18 protein-coding genes are annotated in these 19,027 nt (G+C 65.6%); 11 read left to right on the top strand and 7 right to left on the bottom strand.

All coding sequences use genetic code 11. The features are described 5' to 3' along the window. Positions 1–114 precede the first annotated feature (114 nt). Positions 115–1,329, bottom strand: a complete 1,215-nt coding sequence (locus ACSQ24_RS07880; protein WP_436094153.1) for an NADP-dependent isocitrate dehydrogenase — start codon at positions 1,327–1,329, stop codon at positions 115–117. 148 nt (positions 1,330–1,477) lie between these two features. Beyond that, positions 1,478–2,434 carry an alpha/beta fold hydrolase gene (locus tag ACSQ24_RS07875; protein WP_436097843.1) on the bottom strand — a complete coding sequence of 319 codons (957 nt, stop codon included), beginning with the start codon at positions 2,432–2,434 and terminating at the stop codon, positions 1,478–1,480. A 233-nt stretch (positions 2,435–2,667) separates the two neighbouring features. On the opposite strand from ACSQ24_RS07875, the gene ACSQ24_RS07870 reads away from it, so the two are divergent. From ACSQ24_RS07870 to ACSQ24_RS07860, 3 genes are all read left to right on the top strand, one after another. Beyond that, a complete protein-coding gene (locus tag ACSQ24_RS07870; protein WP_436094152.1) occupies positions 2,668–3,426 on the top strand; it encodes an IclR family transcriptional regulator in 759 nt (252 codons plus the stop codon). Positions 3,427–3,512: 86 nt separating this feature from the next. Then, positions 3,513–4,232, top strand: a complete 720-nt coding sequence (locus tag ACSQ24_RS07865; protein ID WP_436094151.1) for an SDR family NAD(P)-dependent oxidoreductase — start codon at positions 3,513–3,515, stop codon at positions 4,230–4,232. A gap of 98 nt (positions 4,233–4,330) precedes the next feature. Further along, positions 4,331–4,876, top strand: a complete 546-nt coding sequence (locus ACSQ24_RS07860; protein ID WP_129154823.1) for a 2,4'-dihydroxyacetophenone dioxygenase family protein — start codon at positions 4,331–4,333, stop codon at positions 4,874–4,876. Between the two features lie 218 nt (positions 4,877–5,094). Here ACSQ24_RS07860 and ACSQ24_RS07855 read toward each other — a convergent pair whose 3' ends face one another. After that, complete coding sequence (locus tag ACSQ24_RS07855; protein WP_436094150.1) at positions 5,095–5,502, bottom strand: flagellar assembly protein FliX; 408 nt, start codon at positions 5,500–5,502, stop codon at positions 5,095–5,097. Positions 5,503–5,758: 256 nt separating this feature from the next. On the opposite strand from ACSQ24_RS07855, the gene ACSQ24_RS07850 reads away from it, so the two are divergent. The 8 genes from ACSQ24_RS07850 to flaF all read left to right on the top strand — a co-directional run bounded on the left by ACSQ24_RS07850 (position 5,759) and on the right by flaF (position 12,517). After that, positions 5,759–7,015 (top strand): flagellar basal body P-ring protein FlgI, encoded by a 1,257-nt coding sequence (locus tag ACSQ24_RS07850; RefSeq protein ID WP_436094149.1) that lies wholly within the window; start codon positions 5,759–5,761, stop codon positions 7,013–7,015. Next, a complete protein-coding gene (locus tag ACSQ24_RS07845; protein WP_436094148.1) occupies positions 7,015–7,377 on the top strand; it encodes a rod-binding protein in 363 nt (120 codons plus the stop codon). The genes ACSQ24_RS07850 and ACSQ24_RS07845 overlap by 1 nt, the downstream gene beginning before the upstream one ends. Next, the gene (locus tag ACSQ24_RS07840) at positions 7,370–7,858 is read left to right on the top strand and encodes a hypothetical protein (RefSeq protein ID WP_436094147.1); all 489 of its coding nucleotides are present in this window, start codon (positions 7,370–7,372) and stop codon (positions 7,856–7,858) included. The genes ACSQ24_RS07845 and ACSQ24_RS07840 overlap by 8 nt, the downstream gene beginning before the upstream one ends. 243 nt (positions 7,859–8,101) lie before the next feature. Next, positions 8,102–8,569, top strand: coding sequence for a hypothetical protein (locus ACSQ24_RS07835; protein WP_436094146.1), 468 nt, complete (start codon positions 8,102–8,104; stop codon positions 8,567–8,569). 286 nt (positions 8,570–8,855) lie between these two features. Next, the gene (locus ACSQ24_RS07830; RefSeq protein ID WP_436094145.1) at positions 8,856–10,187 is read left to right on the top strand and encodes a flagellin; all 1,332 of its coding nucleotides are present in this window, start codon (positions 8,856–8,858) and stop codon (positions 10,185–10,187) included. A gap of 203 nt (positions 10,188–10,390) precedes the next feature. Continuing rightward, positions 10,391–11,725 carry a flagellin gene (locus ACSQ24_RS07825; RefSeq protein WP_436094144.1) on the top strand — a complete coding sequence of 445 codons (1,335 nt, stop codon included), beginning with the start codon at positions 10,391–10,393 and terminating at the stop codon, positions 11,723–11,725. A 44-nt stretch (positions 11,726–11,769) separates the two neighbouring features. Next, positions 11,770–12,162: a flagellar biosynthesis repressor FlbT gene (flbT, locus tag ACSQ24_RS07820; protein WP_436094143.1), complete on the top strand. Its 393-nt coding sequence runs from the start codon at positions 11,770–11,772 to the stop codon at positions 12,160–12,162. Next, positions 12,146–12,517 carry a flagellar biosynthesis regulator FlaF gene (flaF, locus tag ACSQ24_RS07815; RefSeq protein ID WP_436094142.1) on the top strand — a complete coding sequence of 124 codons (372 nt, stop codon included), beginning with the start codon at positions 12,146–12,148 and terminating at the stop codon, positions 12,515–12,517. The genes flbT and flaF overlap by 17 nt, the downstream gene beginning before the upstream one ends. 86 nt (positions 12,518–12,603) lie before the next feature. Here the strand turns inward: flaF and ACSQ24_RS07810 are convergent, their stop codons facing one another. The 4 genes from ACSQ24_RS07810 to ACSQ24_RS07795 all read right to left on the bottom strand — a co-directional run bounded on the left by ACSQ24_RS07810 (position 12,604) and on the right by ACSQ24_RS07795 (position 18,826). Beyond that, positions 12,604–14,121, bottom strand: coding sequence for a flagellar biosynthesis protein FlgL (locus tag ACSQ24_RS07810; RefSeq protein ID WP_436094141.1), 1,518 nt, complete (start codon positions 14,119–14,121; stop codon positions 12,604–12,606). Between the two features lie 11 nt (positions 14,122–14,132). After that, positions 14,133–15,998, bottom strand: coding sequence for a flagellar hook-associated protein FlgK (flgK, locus tag ACSQ24_RS07805; RefSeq protein WP_436094140.1), 1,866 nt, complete (start codon positions 15,996–15,998; stop codon positions 14,133–14,135). Between the two features lie 64 nt (positions 15,999–16,062). Then, a complete protein-coding gene (locus ACSQ24_RS07800; RefSeq protein ID WP_436094139.1) occupies positions 16,063–17,472 on the bottom strand; it encodes a flagellar hook protein FlgE in 1,410 nt (469 codons plus the stop codon). Positions 17,473–17,821: 349 nt separating this feature from the next. Beyond that, a complete protein-coding gene (locus ACSQ24_RS07795) occupies positions 17,822–18,826 on the bottom strand; it encodes a YcjF family protein (protein WP_436094138.1) in 1,005 nt (334 codons plus the stop codon). Between the last annotated feature and the right edge of the window lie 201 nt (positions 18,827–19,027).

Genomic DNA, 19,027 nt, shown 5'->3' with positions numbered 1-19,027 from the left:
CCTGCTCTCCAGCCAAAGCGAAACGTGCCAGCCCAGACATCTGGCACCTGCCACGTAAGAAAAAAGCCCGGCCAGACTGGCCGGGCTTTGTGTTTGCAACGAGGTTCGAACCGCTTACGCGGCCATCGCCTTGCGCAGGTTGTCGCTGACCTTGTCGAGGAAGCCCGTGGTCGAGAGGAACTTCTGGTCGGGGCCGACCAGCAGGGCCAGGTCCTTGGTCATGTCGCCGGCCTCGACGGTGTCGACCGTGACCTTCTCCAGCAGGCTGGCGAACTTGGCGAGCTCGGCATTGTTGTCGAGCTTGGCGCGGTGGGCGAGGCCGCGCGACCAGGCGAAGATCGAGGCGATCGAATTGGTCGAGGTCTCCTTGCCCTTCTGGTGCTCGCGATAGTGACGGGTCACCGTGCCGTGGGCGGCCTCGGCCTCGACGGTCTTGCCGTCCGGCGTCATCAGCACCGAGGTCATCAGGCCGAGCGAGCCGAAGCCCTGCGCCACCGTGTCGGACTGCACATCGCCATCATAGTTCTTGCAGGCCCAGACATAGCCGCCCGACCACTTCATCGCCGACGCCACCATGTCGTCGATCAGGCGATGCTCATAGGTGATGCCGAGCTTGTCGAACTCCGCCTTGAACTCGGCGTCGTAGATCTCCTGGAAGATGTCCTTGAAGCGCCCGTCATAGGTCTTGAGGATGGTGTTCTTGGTCGAGAGATAGACCGGATACTTGCGCAGCAGGCCATAGTTCAGCGAAGCCCGCGCGAAGTCGCGGATCGAGTCGTCGAGATTGTACATCGCCATGGCGACGCCGGCCTCGGGAGCCTTGAAGACCTCCTTCTCGATGACGTTGCCGTCCTCGCCGACGAATTTGATCGAGAGCGTGCCCTTGCCGGGGAACTTGAAGTCGGTGGCGCGATACTGGTCGCCATAGGCATGACGGCCGATGACGATCGGCTGGGTCCAGCCCGGGACAAGGCGCGGCACGTTCTTGCAGATGATCGGCTCGCGGAAGATCACGCCGCCGAGGATGTTGCGGATCGTGCCGTTCGGCGACTTCCACATCGACTTGAGATTGAATTCCTTCACGCGCCCCTCGTCGGGCGTGATCGTGGCGCACTTGACCGCAACGCCGTGCTTCTTCGTGGCGTTGGCGGCATCGATCGTGACCTGGTCGTCGGTCGCGTCGCGGTTCTCGACCGAGAGGTCGTAATAGTCGAGTTCCAGGTCGAGATAGGGGAAGATCAGCGTGTCCTTGATCTTCTGCCAGATGATGCGGGTCATCTCGTCGCCGTCCATGTCGACGACCGGGTTGGCGACCTTGATCTTGCTCATGTGATACGACCCCTGCTCTGGCCAGTCTGGAACGATTGCAGGCAACAGCATAAGCGCTGCTGCCGGCCCGCGCGCTTCCTAGCGGGTTCGAGGCGCAGGGGGAAGCCGGCCTTTTGGGCAACGGTCCGCCGCCCAGCCCAGCCGGCACTCAGCTTCTGAGAAATTCGAGCATGTCCCGGCCGAGTTGCTCCTTGTGCGTGTCGGTGATGCCGTGCGGTGCGCCAGGGTAGACGACGAGCCTGGCATGCGGAACCAGCTTGACCCCGGCATGAGCGGATGCCCCGATCGGTACGATCTGATCATCGTCGCCGTGCAGGATCAGGGTCGGCCTGTCGAACCTCTTCATATCCTCGGTGAAGTCCGTCGCCGAGAAGGCGGCAATGCAGTCATAGGCATTCTTGTGGCCAGCCTGCATGCCGGCGAGCCAGAAGCTATCGATGATGCCCTGGGACGGCTTGGCACCTGGCCGATTGAAGCCGAAGAACGGCCCCGAGGCGAGATCGTTGTAGAGCTGTGAGCGGTCCTTGAGGCTGCCTTCGCGGATGCCGTCGAAGACCTCGATCGGCAGGCCTCCTGGATTGCTCTCAGTCTTCAGCATCAGCGGCGGCACCGCCGAGACCAGGCCGATTTTCGCCACCCGGCCAGTACCGTGCCGGCCGACATAGCGGGCGACCTCGCCGCCGCCCGTCGAGAAGCCGAAGAAGGCGGCGTCACGCAGGTCGAGCGCGTTGACGAGCTCGGCGAGGTCATCGGCATAAGTGTTCATCTCGTTGCCGTGCCAGGGCTGGCTGGAGCGGCCATGGCCGCGCCGGTCATGCGCGATGATGCGATAGCCGCTGTTGGCCAGGAAAAGTGCCTGCGCTTCCCAGCTGTCGGCATTCAGAGGCCAGCCATGGCTGAGCACGACCGGCTGCCCCGTACCCCAGTCCTTGAAGTAGATCTGCGTGCCGTCCTTCGTGGTGATCATGCTCATGGATCGCGTCCCTTCGTTTGCTGAAACGGCGGCGGTCGGTCGAGTCAGGCGCAGGCCGGGCTGAAAGCCGCTGCGGCGGCCCGCAACCCATGATCTCCAGGCATGCGACAGCGCTTCGCGCCGAGGCGACAGCGGCTTTTCGCATGGTCATCGGAATCTGCCGGGAGCTGCGGCCGGCGCCGGAGACGAGCGTATCGGCGAGAAAGCCGAACGCTCTTGACCCGAAGGACAAATACCGCGATCGTTCCGAATGTGTCAACTGGCAAACATAATGTTCACTAGATGACACAATCAAGATTTCGGGAGGATGCGGAGCGTTGACGAATTCCGGTGAGAGAAGGTCGACCTCCCCGCGGAAGCCGAACGTGCCGATCGTCCGCGCGCTCGATCGCGGCATTGCCCTTCTTCGAGGCTTCACATCGATGCGGCCGCGCCTGACCTTGATCGAGCTTGCCCGCGCGGCCGAGCTTGACCGCGGCACGGCTCGCAGACTGCTGCAGACTCTGCGCCTTGCCGGCCTCGTCGAGCATGACGAGTTGTCCGGCCGCTATTTCCTCGGCATAGGCGTGCTCGAGCTTGCTTCAGCCGTCGAGATCGGCCGTGATCTGCGCGAGATCGCCGAGCCCTACCTGATCGATCTCGCCAATCGCACCGCTGCTGTCGCCTTTCTCTGGACCTATAGCGAAGGTCAGGCGCTTTGCCTCGCCAGGGTCAAGGCGGAGACGCCAGCGGTCGAAGCGACGTGGTTTCCCGTCGGTGCGCGCGCGCCCCTGAACTGTGGAGGCGGTCCCAAGGCACTGCTTGCCTTCATTGCAGACGAGGAACGCGAGCAAGCCCTGAAATACGACCTGCCGAAGCGCACCCCGGCGAGCCTCACCGATCCGGAGGTATTGCGCGAAGAGGCGGTACGCAATCGTTCACAGGGCTGGGCACTCGGCATCGATGATTTTGTGGTTGGCCTGTCCGGTGTCGGCGTGCCGATTTTCGACGCACGCAAGCAACTGATCGGCGCCTTGGCCGTCTCCGGATTGAGCTCTGTCTTTGCCGTATCGCCGGAGCCGCCGCATCTCGATGCCCTGAAGCAGGCGGCCACCGCCATAGGCGTAAAATCGGTCAGCGCCTGACGACCTCCCTCGCTGCAGCGAACGCAGAGCACTCCTGTTGGCAATGGCTCTTTTCGCTGCACATTAGATCGATTTAGGGTCGCCCAATGACCGAACTTTCCTCCCCCCTCGCCCTCGTCACCGGTGGCACCCGCGGCATCGGCGCCGGCGCGGCGCTCGCGCTCGCGGAGGCCGGCTACCAGGTCCTCGCCACCGGCCTCACCGACGACGAGGTCGCGGCCACGCCCGCCCATGCCGCGATCCGCCATGCCAGGCTCGATGTCACCAGCGATGTCGAGGTCGCGGCTATCGTCGCCGGCTGCGAGCGCATCGACGCTTTGGTCAACTGCGCCGGTATGATCCAGCGCGGCGGCAAGGAGTTCGAAATCGAAGCCTTCCGGCTGACGATCGAGGTCAACCTCACCGGCACGATGCGCATGTGCCTCGCAGCCAGGGAGAAGCTCAGCCTCGCCAAGGGCGCGATCGTCAACACCGCCTCGATGCTGACCTTCCACGGCTCGGCCTATGCGCCGGGCTACTCCGCCTCGAAGGGCGGCGTCGGGCAATTGACCAAGTCGCTCGCCGCCGCCTGGGCGCAGGATGGCATCCGCGTCAACGCCGTCGCGCCGGGCTGGATCGCAACGGAACTGACCCGGCCATTGGTCGAGGATGCGGCGCGCTCCGCACCGATCCTGTCGCGCACCCCTATGAACCGCTGGGGCGATCCGAGCGATGTCGGCGGTGCGGTCCTGTTCCTGCTCTCTGACGCCGCCCGCTTCATCACCGGCGCGGTCCTGCCGGTCGACGGCGGCTATCTCGCCGTCTAGCCGCACGCAGAAAAGCTTCGAAACACCAGCGGCATGGCCGCGTTTCCTGAATCAGTCGCCCAGCCAGCTGAATCAGGAACTCAACCGGAGGAATAACGATGAACACGGTCAGCCCGGTTCCCGTCCAGGTCAGCTCCGAAGAGCGCTGGACCCCCTACCGGCACCCGCAGCCGAAGGATTCTCCGCCTGAACTGATCGTGCCGAACGTCATCCCCGAGGATGAGCGCGTCTGGGTGCCGGTCGACGACAATGTCTGGTTCCGTCCCTTGTGCCTCTCAGTGACGCGCGGCTACTGGATGAACCTGCTGCGCGTGCGCCGCGCCGGCGTGCTTTCCCGCCACCGCCATCCCCAGCCGGTGCATGGCTATGTGCTGAAGGGGAAGTGGCGCTATCTCGAACATGACTGGGTCGCGACCGAGGGCTCCTATGTCTACGAAGCACCGGGCGAGACCCACACGCTAGTGGTCGATCCCGATGTCGAGGAGATGATCACCATGTTCCAGGTCAATGGCGCGATGATCTATGTAGACCCGGACGGCAAATGCCTCGGCTATGACGACGTCTTCACCCGGCTCGACAAATGCAGGGCGCATTACGCGACCAACGGGCTCGGGGCCGACTACGCCGATCAGTTCATCCGCTGAGCGATCCCGTCATTCGAACGGGCGGTTGCCGATCGAAGCGCGCCTCCCTTCTCTCCTTGCGGGAGAAGGGAGCTGCGAAGCCGAGACGGATGAGGGGTCGCGCGACGATTGCAACGTCAGCGTATGGCATGCTCAGCATTCGGACAGGACAGTGCGACCCCTCATCCTGCGCTTCGCGCCACCTTCTCCCAAAGGGGAGAAGGGAAACACCTCCTCGATCAGCGCCCGAGCTTCGCCAATTCGACCGCGGCGCGCAGTTCGATATGGGCGAGCACCTCGTCGAGGCGCGGATCATCGGTCGCCTCGCGCCGCGCCGACAGCATCGCCTTGAGCCGCTCGAGCTCCGAGACCTGCACACGCCCTGCCAGCAAGGCCGCCTTGAGCTGGTCGAGTCCGTCGAGCAGGTCGTGACCCCGGCGAGCCTGACGTCGCTTGCGCTCCTGCCCGTCTTCCTCGGCCTGGACCGCGAGCAGCCCGTCGAGCGAGCCGGCGTGGCTGACGGACGTGCCCTGTGCCGTCGCCGTGCTCTCGCGCGTCGGCAGGCGGAAAGTCGACCCGCTGGCCGAACCGCTGCGGCTGGTCGGGCTGGTCGACGTGACCGGGCTGCGCTGGTCGATGCGGATCATCACGCTCTCGCAAGGTCAGCCCAAAAAAGGCACTGCAGGGACGCTGCCTGACCCATATCCTTGTGCCGGCAACGTGGTTAACGACCGGTAAATCACCCGGCAGGATTTGCCGGGGCGGCAGCTTTGCGCCAGCGACCGCTCCCGGTCCGATCAGGCCACCCATCTCTAAAATCCTGATTAAAAAGCGTTTTCACTTTCTCCCGAACTGGCACGTTCCTCGCAACGGGCCGGTGACATCAGTTTCACCCGGTGCGCCATGCCTCGCCTCTTTCGCCTCCGCCATCTGCTGACGCCGCTTGCAGCGCTGCTGCTGGCCGGCGCGGCCATGGCGGCCGATCTCGCACCGGCGGGACCTATGGGCCCCGCTGGTCGCGGCGGCAGCCCCACCAATAACGGCCCGGCGCGCAGCGGCGCGGCCGAGGCCGGCGCCACGCGAACCGCCTTTGCCGGCAGCGGCGGCATGGGAACCGCACTCTCGCGCATCAAGGATCTCGCCTCGATCGAGGGCGTGCGCAGCAACCAGATCCTCGGCTACGGCATCGTCGTCGGCCTCAACGGCACCGGCGACACGCTCAACAACGCCCCCTTCACCAAGCAGTCGCTGACCGCGATGCTGGAGCGCCTCGGCGTCAACACCCGCGGCGCCAGCATGCGCACGGCGAACGTCGCAGCTGTGATGATCACCGCCAATCTGCCGCCCTTCGCCGTCCAGGGCACGCGGCTCGACGTCACGGTCTCGGCGCTGGGCGACGCCAAGTCGCTGCAGGGCGGCACCTTGCTCGCCACCCCGCTGCTCGGCGCCGATGGCGAGGTCTATGCCGTCTCGCAGGGGCCTGTCGCGATCTCCGGCTTCTCGGCCGAGGCCGAGGCCGCCAAGATCACCCGCGGCGTCCCGACCGTCGGGCGCATCGCCAATGGCGGCCTGGTCGAGCGCGAGATCGATTTTGCCCTCAACAAGCTGAAGACATTGCGCCTGTCGCTGCGCAATCCCGACCTGACCACGGCAAGGCGCGTTGCCGCCGCGATCAACGACTTCATCGGCGGTGACTCGGCCGAGCCGACCGACCCCTCGACGGTGCTGCTGCAGATCCCGCCGCGCTTCCAGGGCAACATGATCCGCCTGCTCACCGATATCGAGCAGCTCAGGGTCGAGCCCGACCAGGGCGCCCGCGTCGTCATCGACGAGCGCTCCGGCATCATCGTGATGGGCAAGGACGTGCGCGTCTCTACCGTTGCGGTCGCCCAGGGCAACCTGACGGTGACGATCTCCGAGGAGCCGCAGGTCAGCCAGCCGAACGAGTTCGGCCAGGGTCGGACGGTCGTCGTCCCGCGCAGCAACGTCAAGGTCGACACCGAGGGCACCAACAAGCTCGCTCTGGTCAGAGAGAGCGTGACCCTGCGCGAACTCGTCGACGGGCTCAACGCGCTGGGCCTCGGCCCGCGCGATCTGCTGACCATCCTGCAAGCCATCAAGGCAGCCGGCGCGCTGCAAGCCGACATCGAGGTGATGTAATGACTGCCATCCTCGCCGCCCCTGCCGCCAAGCTCGCCATCGGCGCCGCCGTCAATCTCGCCGGCGGCATCGCCGACGCGCTGAGCTCGCAGAATTCCAAGGCGAAGAAGACCGCCGCTGATTTCGAGACCGTCTTCCTCGAGAACTTCACCCAGACCATGATGAATTCGAGCGGGACCGAAGGTCCTCTCGGCGAGAACGGCGTCGGCGGCGACGTCTGGCGCTCCATGCTGACGCAGGAATATGCCAAGCAGATGCAGCGGGCCGGCGGCGTCGGCCTCTCCGACCAGATCATGCGCGACCTGATCCAGGTCCAGGCGGGCTCGTCGGCCACCGGACCGGCGGGAGCCGGCAATGGTTGAGCGCCTGCGCGTCGTCGACGAGCGCCCGCGCGTCTCGAACGCCGTCGAGGCCGAGACGCTGATCGAAGCCGTCATGGAGACGCTCGGCGCCCTCTCCCATGTCGTCGGCGAGGAGACCGGCCTGGTCAAGGCCGGCCGCCTCAAGGACGCGATGGAGCGCGAGACGCGCAAGGCCGAGCTCGCCGGCGTCTATATGAAGGGTGTCGAGCAGATCAAGCTGAACGCCGTTGCGCTCGCCCGCTTCGCGCCGGACAGGGTCAAGCGCCTGAAGAACGCGCACCTCGCCTTCCAGGAGCTGATCGATCTCAACCAGACCGTGCTGGCGACGGCGCGGGCGATCTCGGAATCGATCATGCGCGACCTGGCTGCCGACGCCAACCGGCAGAACAAGGCTCCGGGCTACGGGCCGACCGCTGCAGTCGGCGCCGGAGTCTTCGCCCGGCCCAATGCCGGCCCCCTGGTGCTTTCGAAGAGCCTGTAAGACTCGCTCAGGCAAGAAGAACCGCACAGGCAGCTACGGCACAGCCAAATCAGGGCGCACCGATAACAAAAAAGACCATGGTTAACCTGAGGCGTGACTCGACCTCAGGCCCGTTAACGCTATCAAAGCGCAGATTAAGCGCAAAATGCGTCGCAATTTACCAATTTCCCTAACGGCAGATTCAACTCTCTGCTGCATGGTCCCACGCTTGGAAGAAGTCCGCCTTTGCGAGAGGAGTCCAGAATGGATTTCGGCGCGACACCCAGGACGTTCGCGACCGGCGCCGTGCAGGCGACGATCCGCACCGACATTTCCGTCCAGAACGGCGCGACGCCGGTCGAGCTCCCTCCGGAGAAGACCGTCCGCTCGATCACGGCCGGCGAGCCCGTCCAGCTCGATATCCGCGCCCGCGCCGAAGAGCGTCGCTCAGACGCGCAGCGCCAGCAGAGCACGCAGGATGAGGCGACGCAGCAGCGCCGCTTCGACGAGCAGCGCCGCCAGCAGGATCTGCGCGAGGTGATCGACCGGCGCCTCGAGATCGATCCGAAGACACGCAGCATCATCCTGCGCAAGACCAACAGGGATACCGGCGAGGTCGTCGAGCAACTGCCTGACGAGACCCTGCTCAAGCTGCGCGCGCTCTCGCGCGAGATCATCGAGCGCGGCCGCGAGAGCGCCAACCAGCAGCACGAGGTCGAGCGTATCGCCTGATCGCCTGCGCTTTCAGCCACCGACTCTTCTTCCAACCGCCGTCGACGAGCCCCGTCGCCGGCGGCTTTTCCTTGTCCATCCCCGAGACCGCACGGCGAACAGCTGCAGACAGACTCGCTCCGCCCCTCCGTGACATTTGGTTAACCATGCCGCGGCTTTGCCCAATTCGCGAGCAATTCGCGGGGCCGAATTTACCAGCTGTTACGAGATCGGGCCCGATGGTCCACGGGTCGCGGCCAGGATGGCCCCGACGCCAGAAGGCATCTGACCAGAAGGGTTTCTCAAGATGGCCACCGTCTCTCTCTCTGCCGGCGTTCGCAGCGCCCTCACCTCCCTCTCCCAGACCAACTCCGCCTCGCAGCAGGGCCAGTACCGCCTCGCCACCGGCAAGAAGGTCAATTCGGCTGTCGACAACCCGGTCAACTTCTTCACCGCCGCTGGTCTGAACGACCGCGCCGGCCAGCTGACCGGCCTCCTTGACGGTATCTCCAACGGCGTCCAGACCATCACCGCCGCCTCCCAGGGCATCGACTCCGCCACCAAGCTGGTCGAGTCCCTGCAGTCGACGGTCAAGCAGGCTCAGGCCGACGCCGCCGCCAACCGCCCCAACAAGGTCGGCACGGCTGACGTCCTCGCCAACGCCGCGGAAGTCACCGACACCGGCGGCAAGAGCCGCAAGGACATCGCGCTCGACAAGCGTATCGGCGAGGCCGCCGTTGCCGCCCGCGCCACGGCTTCCGACACCGGTCACCTGATCGACACCACCACCAACACCAACCTGGCCCTGACGGTCTCCGCCGGTGCCACGAGCTACACCGTCGACCTTTCGGCCACCGCAACCGTCCGCGACCTCGTCAACGAGATCAACAAGTCGGGCGTCGCCACCGCCTCGGTTGACGACTCCGGCCGCCTGAACGTCACCGGCTCGGGCTCCGATACGCTCCGCGTCGGCGTCGGCGCCAGCACCAGCGCCGCCCTCGCCCGCGTCAACGCCTCCAGCGGCACCAACCAGAACGTCGCTATCGGCCTCGCCGTTGCCGACGGCGACATCGCCGGTGCCGGCATCGTTTCGGCCGGTGGCAATTCGACCGTCCGCTCCAACCTGATCAAGCAGTTCAACGACCTGCGCACGCAGATCAACGAGCTTGCCAAGGACACGAGCTTCAACGGCAAGAACCTGCTCAACGGCGACAAGCTGTCGATCGTGTTCAACGAGAAGACCGGTGCCAACCAGTCGAAGCTCGACGTGCAGGGCTCGGTCCTGAACTCCGCCAACCTCGGCGTTCTGGAAGCCACCAGCGCGACGGCAGTGACCGGGACGTTCAATATCCAAAGCGACACGGACCTCGCTTCGGTCTCCGATGCGCTGACCAGCGCGCTCGGCTCGCTGCGTTCGACCGCCTCGTCGCTGGGCTCCAGCCTCTCGATCGTCCAGGCTCGCCAGGACTTCACCAAGAACCTCGTCAACACCCTGACCCAGGGCGCTGACAACCTGGTTCTGGCCGACACCAACGAGGAAGGCGCCAAGCTGCTCGCTCTGCAGACCCGCCAGCAGCTCTCGCAGACCGCGCTGACGCTTTCGAGCCAGGCCGACCAGGCAGTGCTGCGCCTGTTCTGATCCCTTCGGTCCCGCAGGAGCGGGCCAGCCCACAGGATGTGGGGCGAAGACATGGAAGGCGGCGGAGCGCGAGCTCCGCCGCCTTTCGTCCGTCGAAGGGCCGCCAGCAAGGTCGCCAATTAACCAGTTGTTAGCCTTAACGAAGCATTATTCGGTCAGACCAAACCGCAAGAGCGCCGAATCGCGCTTTCAGGGGACCGAAGATGGCGAACACGATTCTCACGAGCGGCGTCAGGGCGAACCTTTTGACCCTGCAGCAGACCACTGCCGAGCAGGGCGTCATCCAGAACCGCCTCGCCACCGGCAAGCGTGTCAATTCCGCCATCGACAACCCCGTCAACTTCTTCACCTCGCTTGGCCTGAACGACCGCGCCAACGAGCTGAAGGGCCTGCTCGACGGCATCTCCAACGGCATCCAGACCATCACCGCCGCCTCCCAGGGCATCGATGGCATCACCAAGTTCGTCCAATCGCTGCAGTCGACGATCAAGCAGGCCCAGGCCGACGCCGCCGCCAACCGCCCCAACAAGGTCGGTACAGCTGACGTCCTCGCCAACGCCACGGAAGTCGCCGACACCGGCGGCAAGAGCCGCAAGGATATCGCCCTCGACAAGCGTATCGGCGAGGCCGCCGTTGCCGCCCGCGCCAATGCCACCGATACCGGTCACCTGATCGACACTACCACCAACACCAACCTGGCGCTGACGGTTTCGGCCGGCGCCACGACCTATACCGTCGACCTCTCGGCCACCGCGACCGTCCGCGACCTCGTCAACGAGATCAACAAGTCGGGTATCGCCACGGCGTCGATCGATGACTCCGGCCGCCTGAACGTCACGGGTGCAGGTTCCAGCACGCTGCGCGTCGGTGTCGGTGCCGGCACCAATGCCGCCAACGCCCGCACCAACGCCTCGAGCGGCACCAACCAGAACGCCCTCATCGGCCTCGCTGTTGCCGACGGCGATACCGCCGGCGCCGGCATCGTCTCGGCCGGCGGCAACTCGACTGTCCGCTCCAACCTGATCAAGCAGTTCAACGACCTGCGCGACCAGATTGACAAGCTCGCCAAGGATTCCGGCTTCAACGGCAAGAACCTGCTGAACGGCGACAAGCTCTCGATCATCTTCAACGAGAAGACCGGCGCCAACCAGTCGAAGCTCGACGTGCAGGGCGAAACGCTGTCGGCTGCCAATCTCGGCGTGCTGACGGCCGTCAGCGGCACGCCCTTGACCGGCCAGTTCAACATCCAGGACGACATCGCCCTCAATACCGCTGCCGACACCCTGACCAGCGCGTTGACCTCGCTGCGCTCGATCTCCTCGACGCTCGGCTCCAACCTCTCGGTGGTGCAGACCCGCCAGGATTTCACCAAGAACCTCGTCAACACGCTGACCACGGGCGCCGACAATCTCGTCCTCGCGGACTCGAACGAGGAAGGCGCCAAGCTGCTCGCACTCAACACCCGCCAGCAGCTGTCGCAAACCGCCCTATCGCTGGCCTCGCAGGCCGACCAGGGCGTGCTGCGCCTCTTCGGCTGACGCAAGCTCTGCCGCCCCACTCTTCGCCAGAAGGCAGGACATACATGGCCCTCAAGGTCGAGCTCAAGCCCAACGAGCGCATCATCATCGGCTCGGTGGTGATCCGCAACGACGAGCAGCGCACCCGCTTCTTCATCGAAGGCGAAGCGCCGATCCTGCGCGAGAAGGACATCCTGACCGCAGCGACCGCGGACAGTCCAGCGAAGAAGATCTACCTGGCGGTGCAGCTCATGTACCTCACCGGAGATGCGACGAGCGAGCACGAAGTCTATTTCCAGCTGGTGCGCGACTTCCTGCAGGCCGCGCCGAGCGCCCTGCCGCATGTTTCCGAGATCAATAACTGCATCTTAAGCTCCGAGCTCTACAAAGCTCTCAAGTCAGCAAAAAAGCTGATCGCTTACGAGGCGGAGCTCATCGAGAATGCAAAGCGGGTTTAACGCCTATGCCGCGGCGGCCAAGTCGGCTCAGAATACCGCTTCTCCCCGCGAACTAGAGGCTTCCCTACTCCTGAAGGCCGGCGTCCGCCTACAGGCCATTGTCGATGACTGGGCCGGCCGCTCGCGCGAGCTCGACGAGGCCCTGACTTATAATCGCAAGCTCTGGACGCTTCTCGTCTCGGCCGTGATCGCGGAGGACAACCCGCTGCCGGTCGACATCAAGCGCAACATCCTGAGTCTCGCAAACTTCATCTTCAATCACACGTTCCGCGTCGCCGCCAATCCGGGCCCGGCCGCGCTCACCGTGCTGGTCGACATCAACCGCGACATCGCCGCAGGCCTGCGAGGCCGCTGAAGCCCGCCGAAAGCCCTCGATCGATAAATAAAACGCCGCCCGGATTGCTCCGGGCGGCGTTTTCAGTTGGTGAATCCCAACGACCTCTACGGCAGATAATTCGTCAGCGACAGCTTCGACAGGATCGAGGTGGTCTGGTAACTCGCCTGCAGCTGGGTCTGCAGCGCCAGGATCTGCGCCGCGACCTCCTCCGTCGTGACGTTCTCGACGCCGTCCAGCGTCGTCGTCAGATAGTTCTTGGTGCTGGTATGGCGTTCCTTGGCCTGGGCCATGGCAGTCTGCGCCGACCCCAGCTCCACGATGATCTCGGACGGCTTCTGCGTTCCGTTCGGGAAGCCCAGCTGCTCGCCTGCCCGCTGCGTCAGCGCGTCATAGCGATCGCCCGACGTCGTGTCGGTGGCCGGGAAGGTCTCGGCCGCCAGCACCGCGAACTGCGCCAACCCGACCTTGAAAGCCTGCTCGTTAGCGCGGGCGCCGGCAGCGACGACCTGGCCCTGATCGGCCTGCACGCTCGCGGTCGCGCGCGCCGAACCGGCGGCGTCATCACCCTTGTACCAGATCACCGTGTTGGCCGCCGTGCCCGGCGCCGGGGCGGCCGTCGCGGTCTCGAAGGGCGGGCCCGGCACCCGCAGAGGCGGATTGCTCGAGCTGCCATTGAAGAAGTCCTTTGCCGCCACCTGCGCGGACGAGGCCGACAGGGTCGTCTTGGCCTCGTTCGACAGCGCCGCCGAGATCGCGGCGCGCAGGTTCGCCGCGGTCGTCGCGTTGTCGGGGCCGATCGCGAAGGTCTCGTGCGCCTTGCCCGTCGTCGCGGAATCGCGCGCGGTCAGGACGATCTCCTCCTGGGTGCCATCCGGCAGGTCGAGCTTGATCTTCAGGGTTTCGCCGACAAGCGGCGTGCCGACGACATTGACCGCGACATCGGCCGGCGGGCCGGCCGTATAGGTCGTGTTCAGGGCGGCCGAGTTCGTCGAGGCGGCAGCGATCTTGAAGCCGTAGGGCGGATCTCCCGCCTCTTCCGTAATGGTCGCGGAGGTGCCCGCCCCGCCCGCGGTGAGGCGCCCCATGCCGGTGGTGCCGAGATCGGCGAGCTTGCGCTCGGCGATGAGCTGCTTCAGCCCAGCGCGGGTCGCGTCGCCATCCATGATCAGCGAAAAACCTTCGACCGGCTCGACGTCGCTGGTGCGGCCGGAGAACAGGTAACGGCCGTTCACATCCGTGTTCAGCATGTCGAGGACCTGCTTGAACTTCTCCTCCGCCAGCACCTGCGGCGCCGAGCGGCCGGTCGAGCTCGGCAGGTAGCTGCCCGGGCGCGCATCGCTCTTCATCTCGTTGACGAGCTTGGTGAAGTTCTCGACCGATGTCGTCATCAGCTTGAGATTGACGTCGGCGCGCTGGATGCCGGTCAGGTAACCATCCAGCGTCGAGAGCTTGTTGTTGAGGTCGAGGCTCGTACTGCGATCCATGCCGAGATCGGCAAAGGTCTCCGACTTCTTCTTGGTGATGAGCTGGCGCTGCAGGTCATCGAACTGCGAACGGGTCGCGACGAACTGGTTCGGCTTGGCGAGACGGTAGGCGCCGGTGCCGGTGGCGGTGATGGTCATGACCTATCTCCTCACAGTCTCAGCAGCACGTCGAGCAACTCCTTGACGGTGGAGATGACGCGTGCGTTGGCGGCGTAGGCGCTCTGCAGTTCGATCAACGTCGACATTTCCTGGTCGACATTGACCTTGGTGTCTTCGAGGAAGCGGCTCTGCACCGCCGAGAAGGCGACCTGCTGGCCTTCGTCAAGGCGCTTGGCCTGCTCGCTCGCCTGGCCCTGCCCGGCGACGACGCGCTGGACGAGGCTGGAGACCGTGCCGGTCGAGGTTGCGGTCGAGCCGTCGAAGCCGGTCGCATTGGTGAAGCTGCGCTGGCTCGAGGTCAGGCGGTCATAGAGGAATTTCGGCCGCGTCGTGTCGCCCTGCGGCGTTGCCGGGCTGGTGTTGTAGACGACCAGACGCGAGCGATCGGCGATCAGATCCGGATTGACGGTGATGCGCGAGGCAAAGCCCGCCGACTGAGCCCCGCCCTCATAGGAACCGGTATAGACGCCGTTGTTGCGGCCATCGACGAAGAAGGGCAGTTCGCCGGTGCCGCCGGTCAGCGAGGTCTGGGTCGGGCGCGCGGTCAGGCCGACGACGTCGCGGGTCGCGCCGGCGCCGTCATCGACAATGCGCAGCACCGAGCCGGTGTTCGAGACGGTGAAGCCGGGACCGATAGCCGCCTGCATCTGCGCTGCGACCGAGGCCGGACCGCCGGAGAAGTCGATGCCGATGACGCGATTGTTGGCATCGCCCTGGGCCGAAGCGGGCAACGGCAGCGACGCCGCCGACTCGACACGGACGAAGGTGAAGCGCTGCGTCTGCCCGCCGGGCGTGACCTTGTAGTCGAGCGTCACCGAATTGCCGGACTGTAGCCCGGCGAGGTCGACATCGAAGCCGGTGGCGGCGCCCGCCGTCACGGCTGTTCCGGCGATCTCCCGGTCGGAAAGCGCGCTCGACAGCTGGGCGGCAATCTCGTCGAGCTGCTTCTGGGCCTGCACCAGCGTCTTGTCGCGCAGCTCGACCAGCGCGCCGATCTCACCGGAGCGGAAGGTGTTGTTGGCGATGGCGTCGAAGCCGTTGCCGTTCAGGTCCCGGGCGACGATCGTGCCGACGCCTCGCTGTGCGGGGTCGCTGCTCCATTGCGATTGCGGGCCGATATTGGCGCGCGCATCGAACTCGAACTTGACCGTCGGCCGGCCGTCGAAGAGCTGCGTGCCCGAGGCAGTGGTGATGCTGAGCGAGCCGTTCGGGCGCTCGTCGGTACGGATCTCGACATATTGCGACAGCTCGGAGACGATCCGATCGCGCTGGTCGCGCAGATCCGCCGTGCCGGAGGTCTGCTGGGCGTTGACGATGCGCGCATTGACGTTGGTCAGCTGGTCGAGCAGCTCGTTGACGCGGGTCACTCCCGCGCCGATGCCGGCTTCGGCCTGGCTGCGCTGCTGCTGGACGCCCTCGGACAAGCCGCGCAGGCGGCTGGCGAGTTGACTCGCCGCATCCAGCACGGCGGTGCGGTTGGTGTAAGAGGACGGGTCGTTCTGCAGCGCCTGCAGCGAGCTGGTGAAGCTGCTGTACATCGAGTCGAGCGCCGTCTTGCTGCCGGGCGCACCATACAGCTGGTCGAGGTTGGCGAAGACCTGGGCTCGGGTCGAGGTATAGGCCGCGCCCGAGCTCTCCTGCAGGAGCTGGTGCTGGACGATACGGTCGAGCAGCCGCTGGACGTTCGGATTGCTGACCCCGACGGTGCCGCCGGAGATCGAGTCGACGCTCGAGACATTGCGCCGGACATAGCCGGGGGTGCCGGCATTGGCGACGTTCTGCGAAACGACGCCAATGCCGATCTGCGCGCTGTTCAGCCCGGAAATGGCGGTGCCGAGCGAAGTGCTGAGACCCATCGTCAACTCCTGTCGTCTTGGCCCAGCCCTTCTGGGCTGTCAGGACCAGGCTGCGTTCAGCCGTTCAGCGGATGATGTTGAAGACGTCGCGCAGCATCTCCTGCGCCGTGGAGATCACCTTGGTGTTGGCCGAATAGGCCTGCTGGGTGACGATCATCTTCGAGAACTCGTCGGCGATGTCGGTGTTGGATTGCTCGACATTGCCGCCGATCAGCGCCGCGGTACCGAGGCCGACGATCGGAGCGCCTGACTCGATCGTCTCCTCGAAGGCGCCGCCATCGAGGCGTTTCAGCGCATTGCCTGCGTTGAAGCGGGCGACCGCGATCTGCGCCAGCGCCACGACCTGACCGTTGCTGAAGGTGCCGACCACCTGGCCCTCGTTCGAGATCGAGACCCGGTCGAGCGTGCCGGCGGTGTAGCCGTTCTGGCGGATGCTGCGGGCGTCGATCTGGCCGCTGGTGTCGCCGTTCTGGGTCAGGCTGGTGCCGTTGGTGACGATGCTGATGGGGGCGGCGGCGGGAGAGATGGCGTTTCCGCCGATCGTCATGGGCGGTATGGTGATGTTGCCGTTGACCGGAAACGTCATCTTGCCGGTCGAATCAAAGGTGACGTTGGTGTTGACGTTGCGATAGGCGACGGTCGCGCCGGTCGCGCTGGTATTCTCGGCGATGAACAGGTTCCAGGTATCGGCCACCACCGGCGGGCCTGCCGCGGCATTGGAGATCTTGGCCCAGCGCAATTCGACGCTGGTCGCCTTGCCGAGCGTATCGTAGACCGTGACCGAACCGCCAGGGATCGAGCGATTGAGGAAGGTGGTCAGGTCGGTGCCGACCACGGTGCCGGTTCCACCCGGCGTGACGCCAGGGTTCGTGCCGAAGCCTGTACCCGCATTCAGCAACTCGGAGCCTGGAGTCGTCGAAACGGCGCTGTTGGTTTTCGGATAGGCCGGGATGTTTGCGCTGTATTCGATCTGGGTCGTCGCCTTGGCCGGGAACTGATCCTTGGTGATGCGCAGCACATCGGGCTGACTGCCGATCACCTGGCCGGTGACGGGATCGATCTTCTGGCCCTTGAGATAGTAGCCGGCGCCATTGACCAGATAGCCGTCGGCGTCGAAGTCGAAATCGCCGCGGCGGGTGTAGAGATTGCTGTTGGCGAACTGGGTCGAAGCGCCGACGCCGCTCTGGCGCTGGTCGACCACGAAGAAGCCGTCGCCGTTGATCGCCGCGTTGGTGTCGATGCGGGTGGCGTTGAGGTCGCCCTGGATCGTGTTGGTGGCGCGGCTATAGGAGGCCACCGAGCCGGCGATCTGCCGGTTCAGCGCCGAATCCGGCACCAGGTCCGAGAAGCTGGTATCGACCCGCTTGAAGCCGGCGGTGCGCGAGTTCGCGATGTTGCCGGAGATATTTTCGAGGGCGTAGGACTGGGCCTGCATGCCCGTCACCGCCGTCGTCAGCGCACTGAAAACACCCATCGCAACCTCACCCTGGTCATCCGACCGGACAGCGCCCCCCATGGGCGGCATGTCGAACCGAGGCTTCAGTTTGCACGGCCTGTGCCAGTGCCATGCGCCAATTATTTCAAGAGCTTGGATGGTTTTCGAAAGGTTTCCCGACGATTCCGACCGGGCAGATTCGTCCACCGCCGGCAAATTCTGCCGGGCACCGGCGTCTTTCCGGGGCAGGCCGAAAGGCCTGAGCCCGGAACCCAGCACCGATGAACCTCGTCACGAAGCCGCGGGCTTTTGAGAGCCATCCTGGACCGGCATCGGCTCTGGATTCCGGGCTCGACACTCCGCGTCGCCCCGGAATGACAGTGGAGGCTCAGGCGTCCTTGCCGCCCCAGCCGGAAAGATCGCCGGCGACGTCCGACAGCCCCGGCGGCTTCTCCTCGACGAAGGGCAGCGGACGGCAAACCGCGATGGCCGCGAGCCCGATCCGCGCGGTGAGCAAACCGTTGAGTACGCCCTCGCCGAGCTTGGCCGAGAGGCGCGCCGCCAGTCCCTGGCCGAGCACCTGCTGGATGACGGCATCGCCCGCCGCGATGCCGCCGGTGACGACGAGATGGCCGAGCACCTGCCGCGCCAGCCGGAGCAAGCCGAGCGTGCCCGGGCGGCCGGCATAGACGGTGGCGATCGCCCGCAGCAGCCGGGCACAGGCGACGAGCACGAAGACGACATCGACCAGCGCCCGCGGGCTCACCGCGGTGACCAGCGAGACCCGGCGCGCCGCCTGTGCCACCTGCGCCTGCGCGAGCGCATCGAGTGGCGCGAGCAGGCTGCGCTCGGCGACGGTGAGCAAGTCGCGGGCAGCAAGCAGTTGCGGCGTGTGGGCCGAGAGATCCGCCCTACCCTTCGCGGTTTCCGGCCGGCCGCTATAGAGCTTGTCGAGATCACCAGCGACGGCGCGCGCCTTAGCGAGGTCGCTCTCGGCGAGTGCCGCAACGGCGCGCTCGCGCAGCGCCTCGACCCGCCGCTCACGCAGGATATCGCGCAGCACGCGCAGCAGCATGACCAGCAGCGCCAGCGCCGCCACGCCGGCACAGACCAGCGCCGCGATTCCAACGGCCGGATTGAGGGCCAGCAGCCACCTGATCGTCTGCTCGGCCCAGACCGTTACGGAGAGCGCCAGCAGGCCCGACAGCGCCGCGACGAACAGGTTGCCCCAGCTGAAGCGGCGGCGCGGTGTCACCACCGGAGCCGACAGGGCCTCGGGCTCGATCGGCTCGATCTCGGGCACAACAGCGACATCGCCTCGCCCGCCGAAGACGGCGTCCTCGGACAACCCCTCCTGCGGGTCGAGCCGGATGGCGCGCGGCGCCTTGCTCATGACGGGCCTCCCGCCGAATCGCAGGTCGGACTCCCGAATGAGGCAAGGCATGGGAACCGCCACAGGTCCTCTCCCTCCTTGTGGGGGAGAGTTAGAGAGGGGGGTAGACAGCCGTGAGGCTGATCGCCTTGCAGAGGCTGCGCGACAAAACGACCAATCACAGAGGATGGCATACCCCCCTCCCCAACCCTCCCCCACAAG

The sequence above is a fragment of the Allobosea sp. LjRoot237 genome, from assembly GCF_964253285.1.
Classification (GTDB): domain Bacteria; phylum Pseudomonadota; class Alphaproteobacteria; order Rhizobiales; family Beijerinckiaceae; genus Allobosea.
Note: the sequence above shows the minus strand (reverse complement) of the source record. Positions and strands in the feature narration are given on the sequence as shown.

Coding starts and splice junctions, on each gene's coding strand:
- ACSQ24_RS07880 (WP_436094153.1), bottom strand. CDS start 1,329: ATGAGCAAGATCAAGGTCGCCAACCCGGTCGTCGACATGGACGGCGAC.
- ACSQ24_RS07865 (WP_436094151.1), top strand. CDS start 3,513: ATGACCGAACTTTCCTCCCCCCTCGCCCTCGTCACCGGTGGCACCCGC.
- ACSQ24_RS07860 (WP_129154823.1), top strand. CDS start 4,331: ATGAACACGGTCAGCCCGGTTCCCGTCCAGGTCAGCTCCGAAGAGCGC.
- ACSQ24_RS07855 (WP_436094150.1), bottom strand. CDS start 5,502: ATGATCCGCATCGACCAGCGCAGCCCGGTCACGTCGACCAGCCCGACC.
- ACSQ24_RS07850 (WP_436094149.1), top strand. CDS start 5,759: ATGCCTCGCCTCTTTCGCCTCCGCCATCTGCTGACGCCGCTTGCAGCG.
- ACSQ24_RS07845 (WP_436094148.1), top strand. CDS start 7,015: ATGACTGCCATCCTCGCCGCCCCTGCCGCCAAGCTCGCCATCGGCGCC.
- ACSQ24_RS07840 (WP_436094147.1), top strand. CDS start 7,370: ATGGTTGAGCGCCTGCGCGTCGTCGACGAGCGCCCGCGCGTCTCGAAC.
- ACSQ24_RS07835 (WP_436094146.1), top strand. CDS start 8,102: ATGGATTTCGGCGCGACACCCAGGACGTTCGCGACCGGCGCCGTGCAG.
- ACSQ24_RS07830 (WP_436094145.1), top strand. CDS start 8,856: ATGGCCACCGTCTCTCTCTCTGCCGGCGTTCGCAGCGCCCTCACCTCC.
- ACSQ24_RS07825 (WP_436094144.1), top strand. CDS start 10,391: ATGGCGAACACGATTCTCACGAGCGGCGTCAGGGCGAACCTTTTGACC.
- flbT (WP_436094143.1), top strand. CDS start 11,770: ATGGCCCTCAAGGTCGAGCTCAAGCCCAACGAGCGCATCATCATCGGC.
- flaF (WP_436094142.1), top strand. CDS start 12,146: ATGCAAAGCGGGTTTAACGCCTATGCCGCGGCGGCCAAGTCGGCTCAG.
- ACSQ24_RS07810 (WP_436094141.1), bottom strand. CDS start 14,121: ATGACCATCACCGCCACCGGCACCGGCGCCTACCGTCTCGCCAAGCCG.
- flgK (WP_436094140.1), bottom strand. CDS start 15,998: ATGGGTCTCAGCACTTCGCTCGGCACCGCCATTTCCGGGCTGAACAGC.
- ACSQ24_RS07800 (WP_436094139.1), bottom strand. CDS start 17,472: ATGGGTGTTTTCAGTGCGCTGACGACGGCGGTGACGGGCATGCAGGCC.
- ACSQ24_RS07795 (WP_436094138.1), bottom strand. CDS start 18,826: ATGAGCAAGGCGCCGCGCGCCATCCGGCTCGACCCGCAGGAGGGGTTG.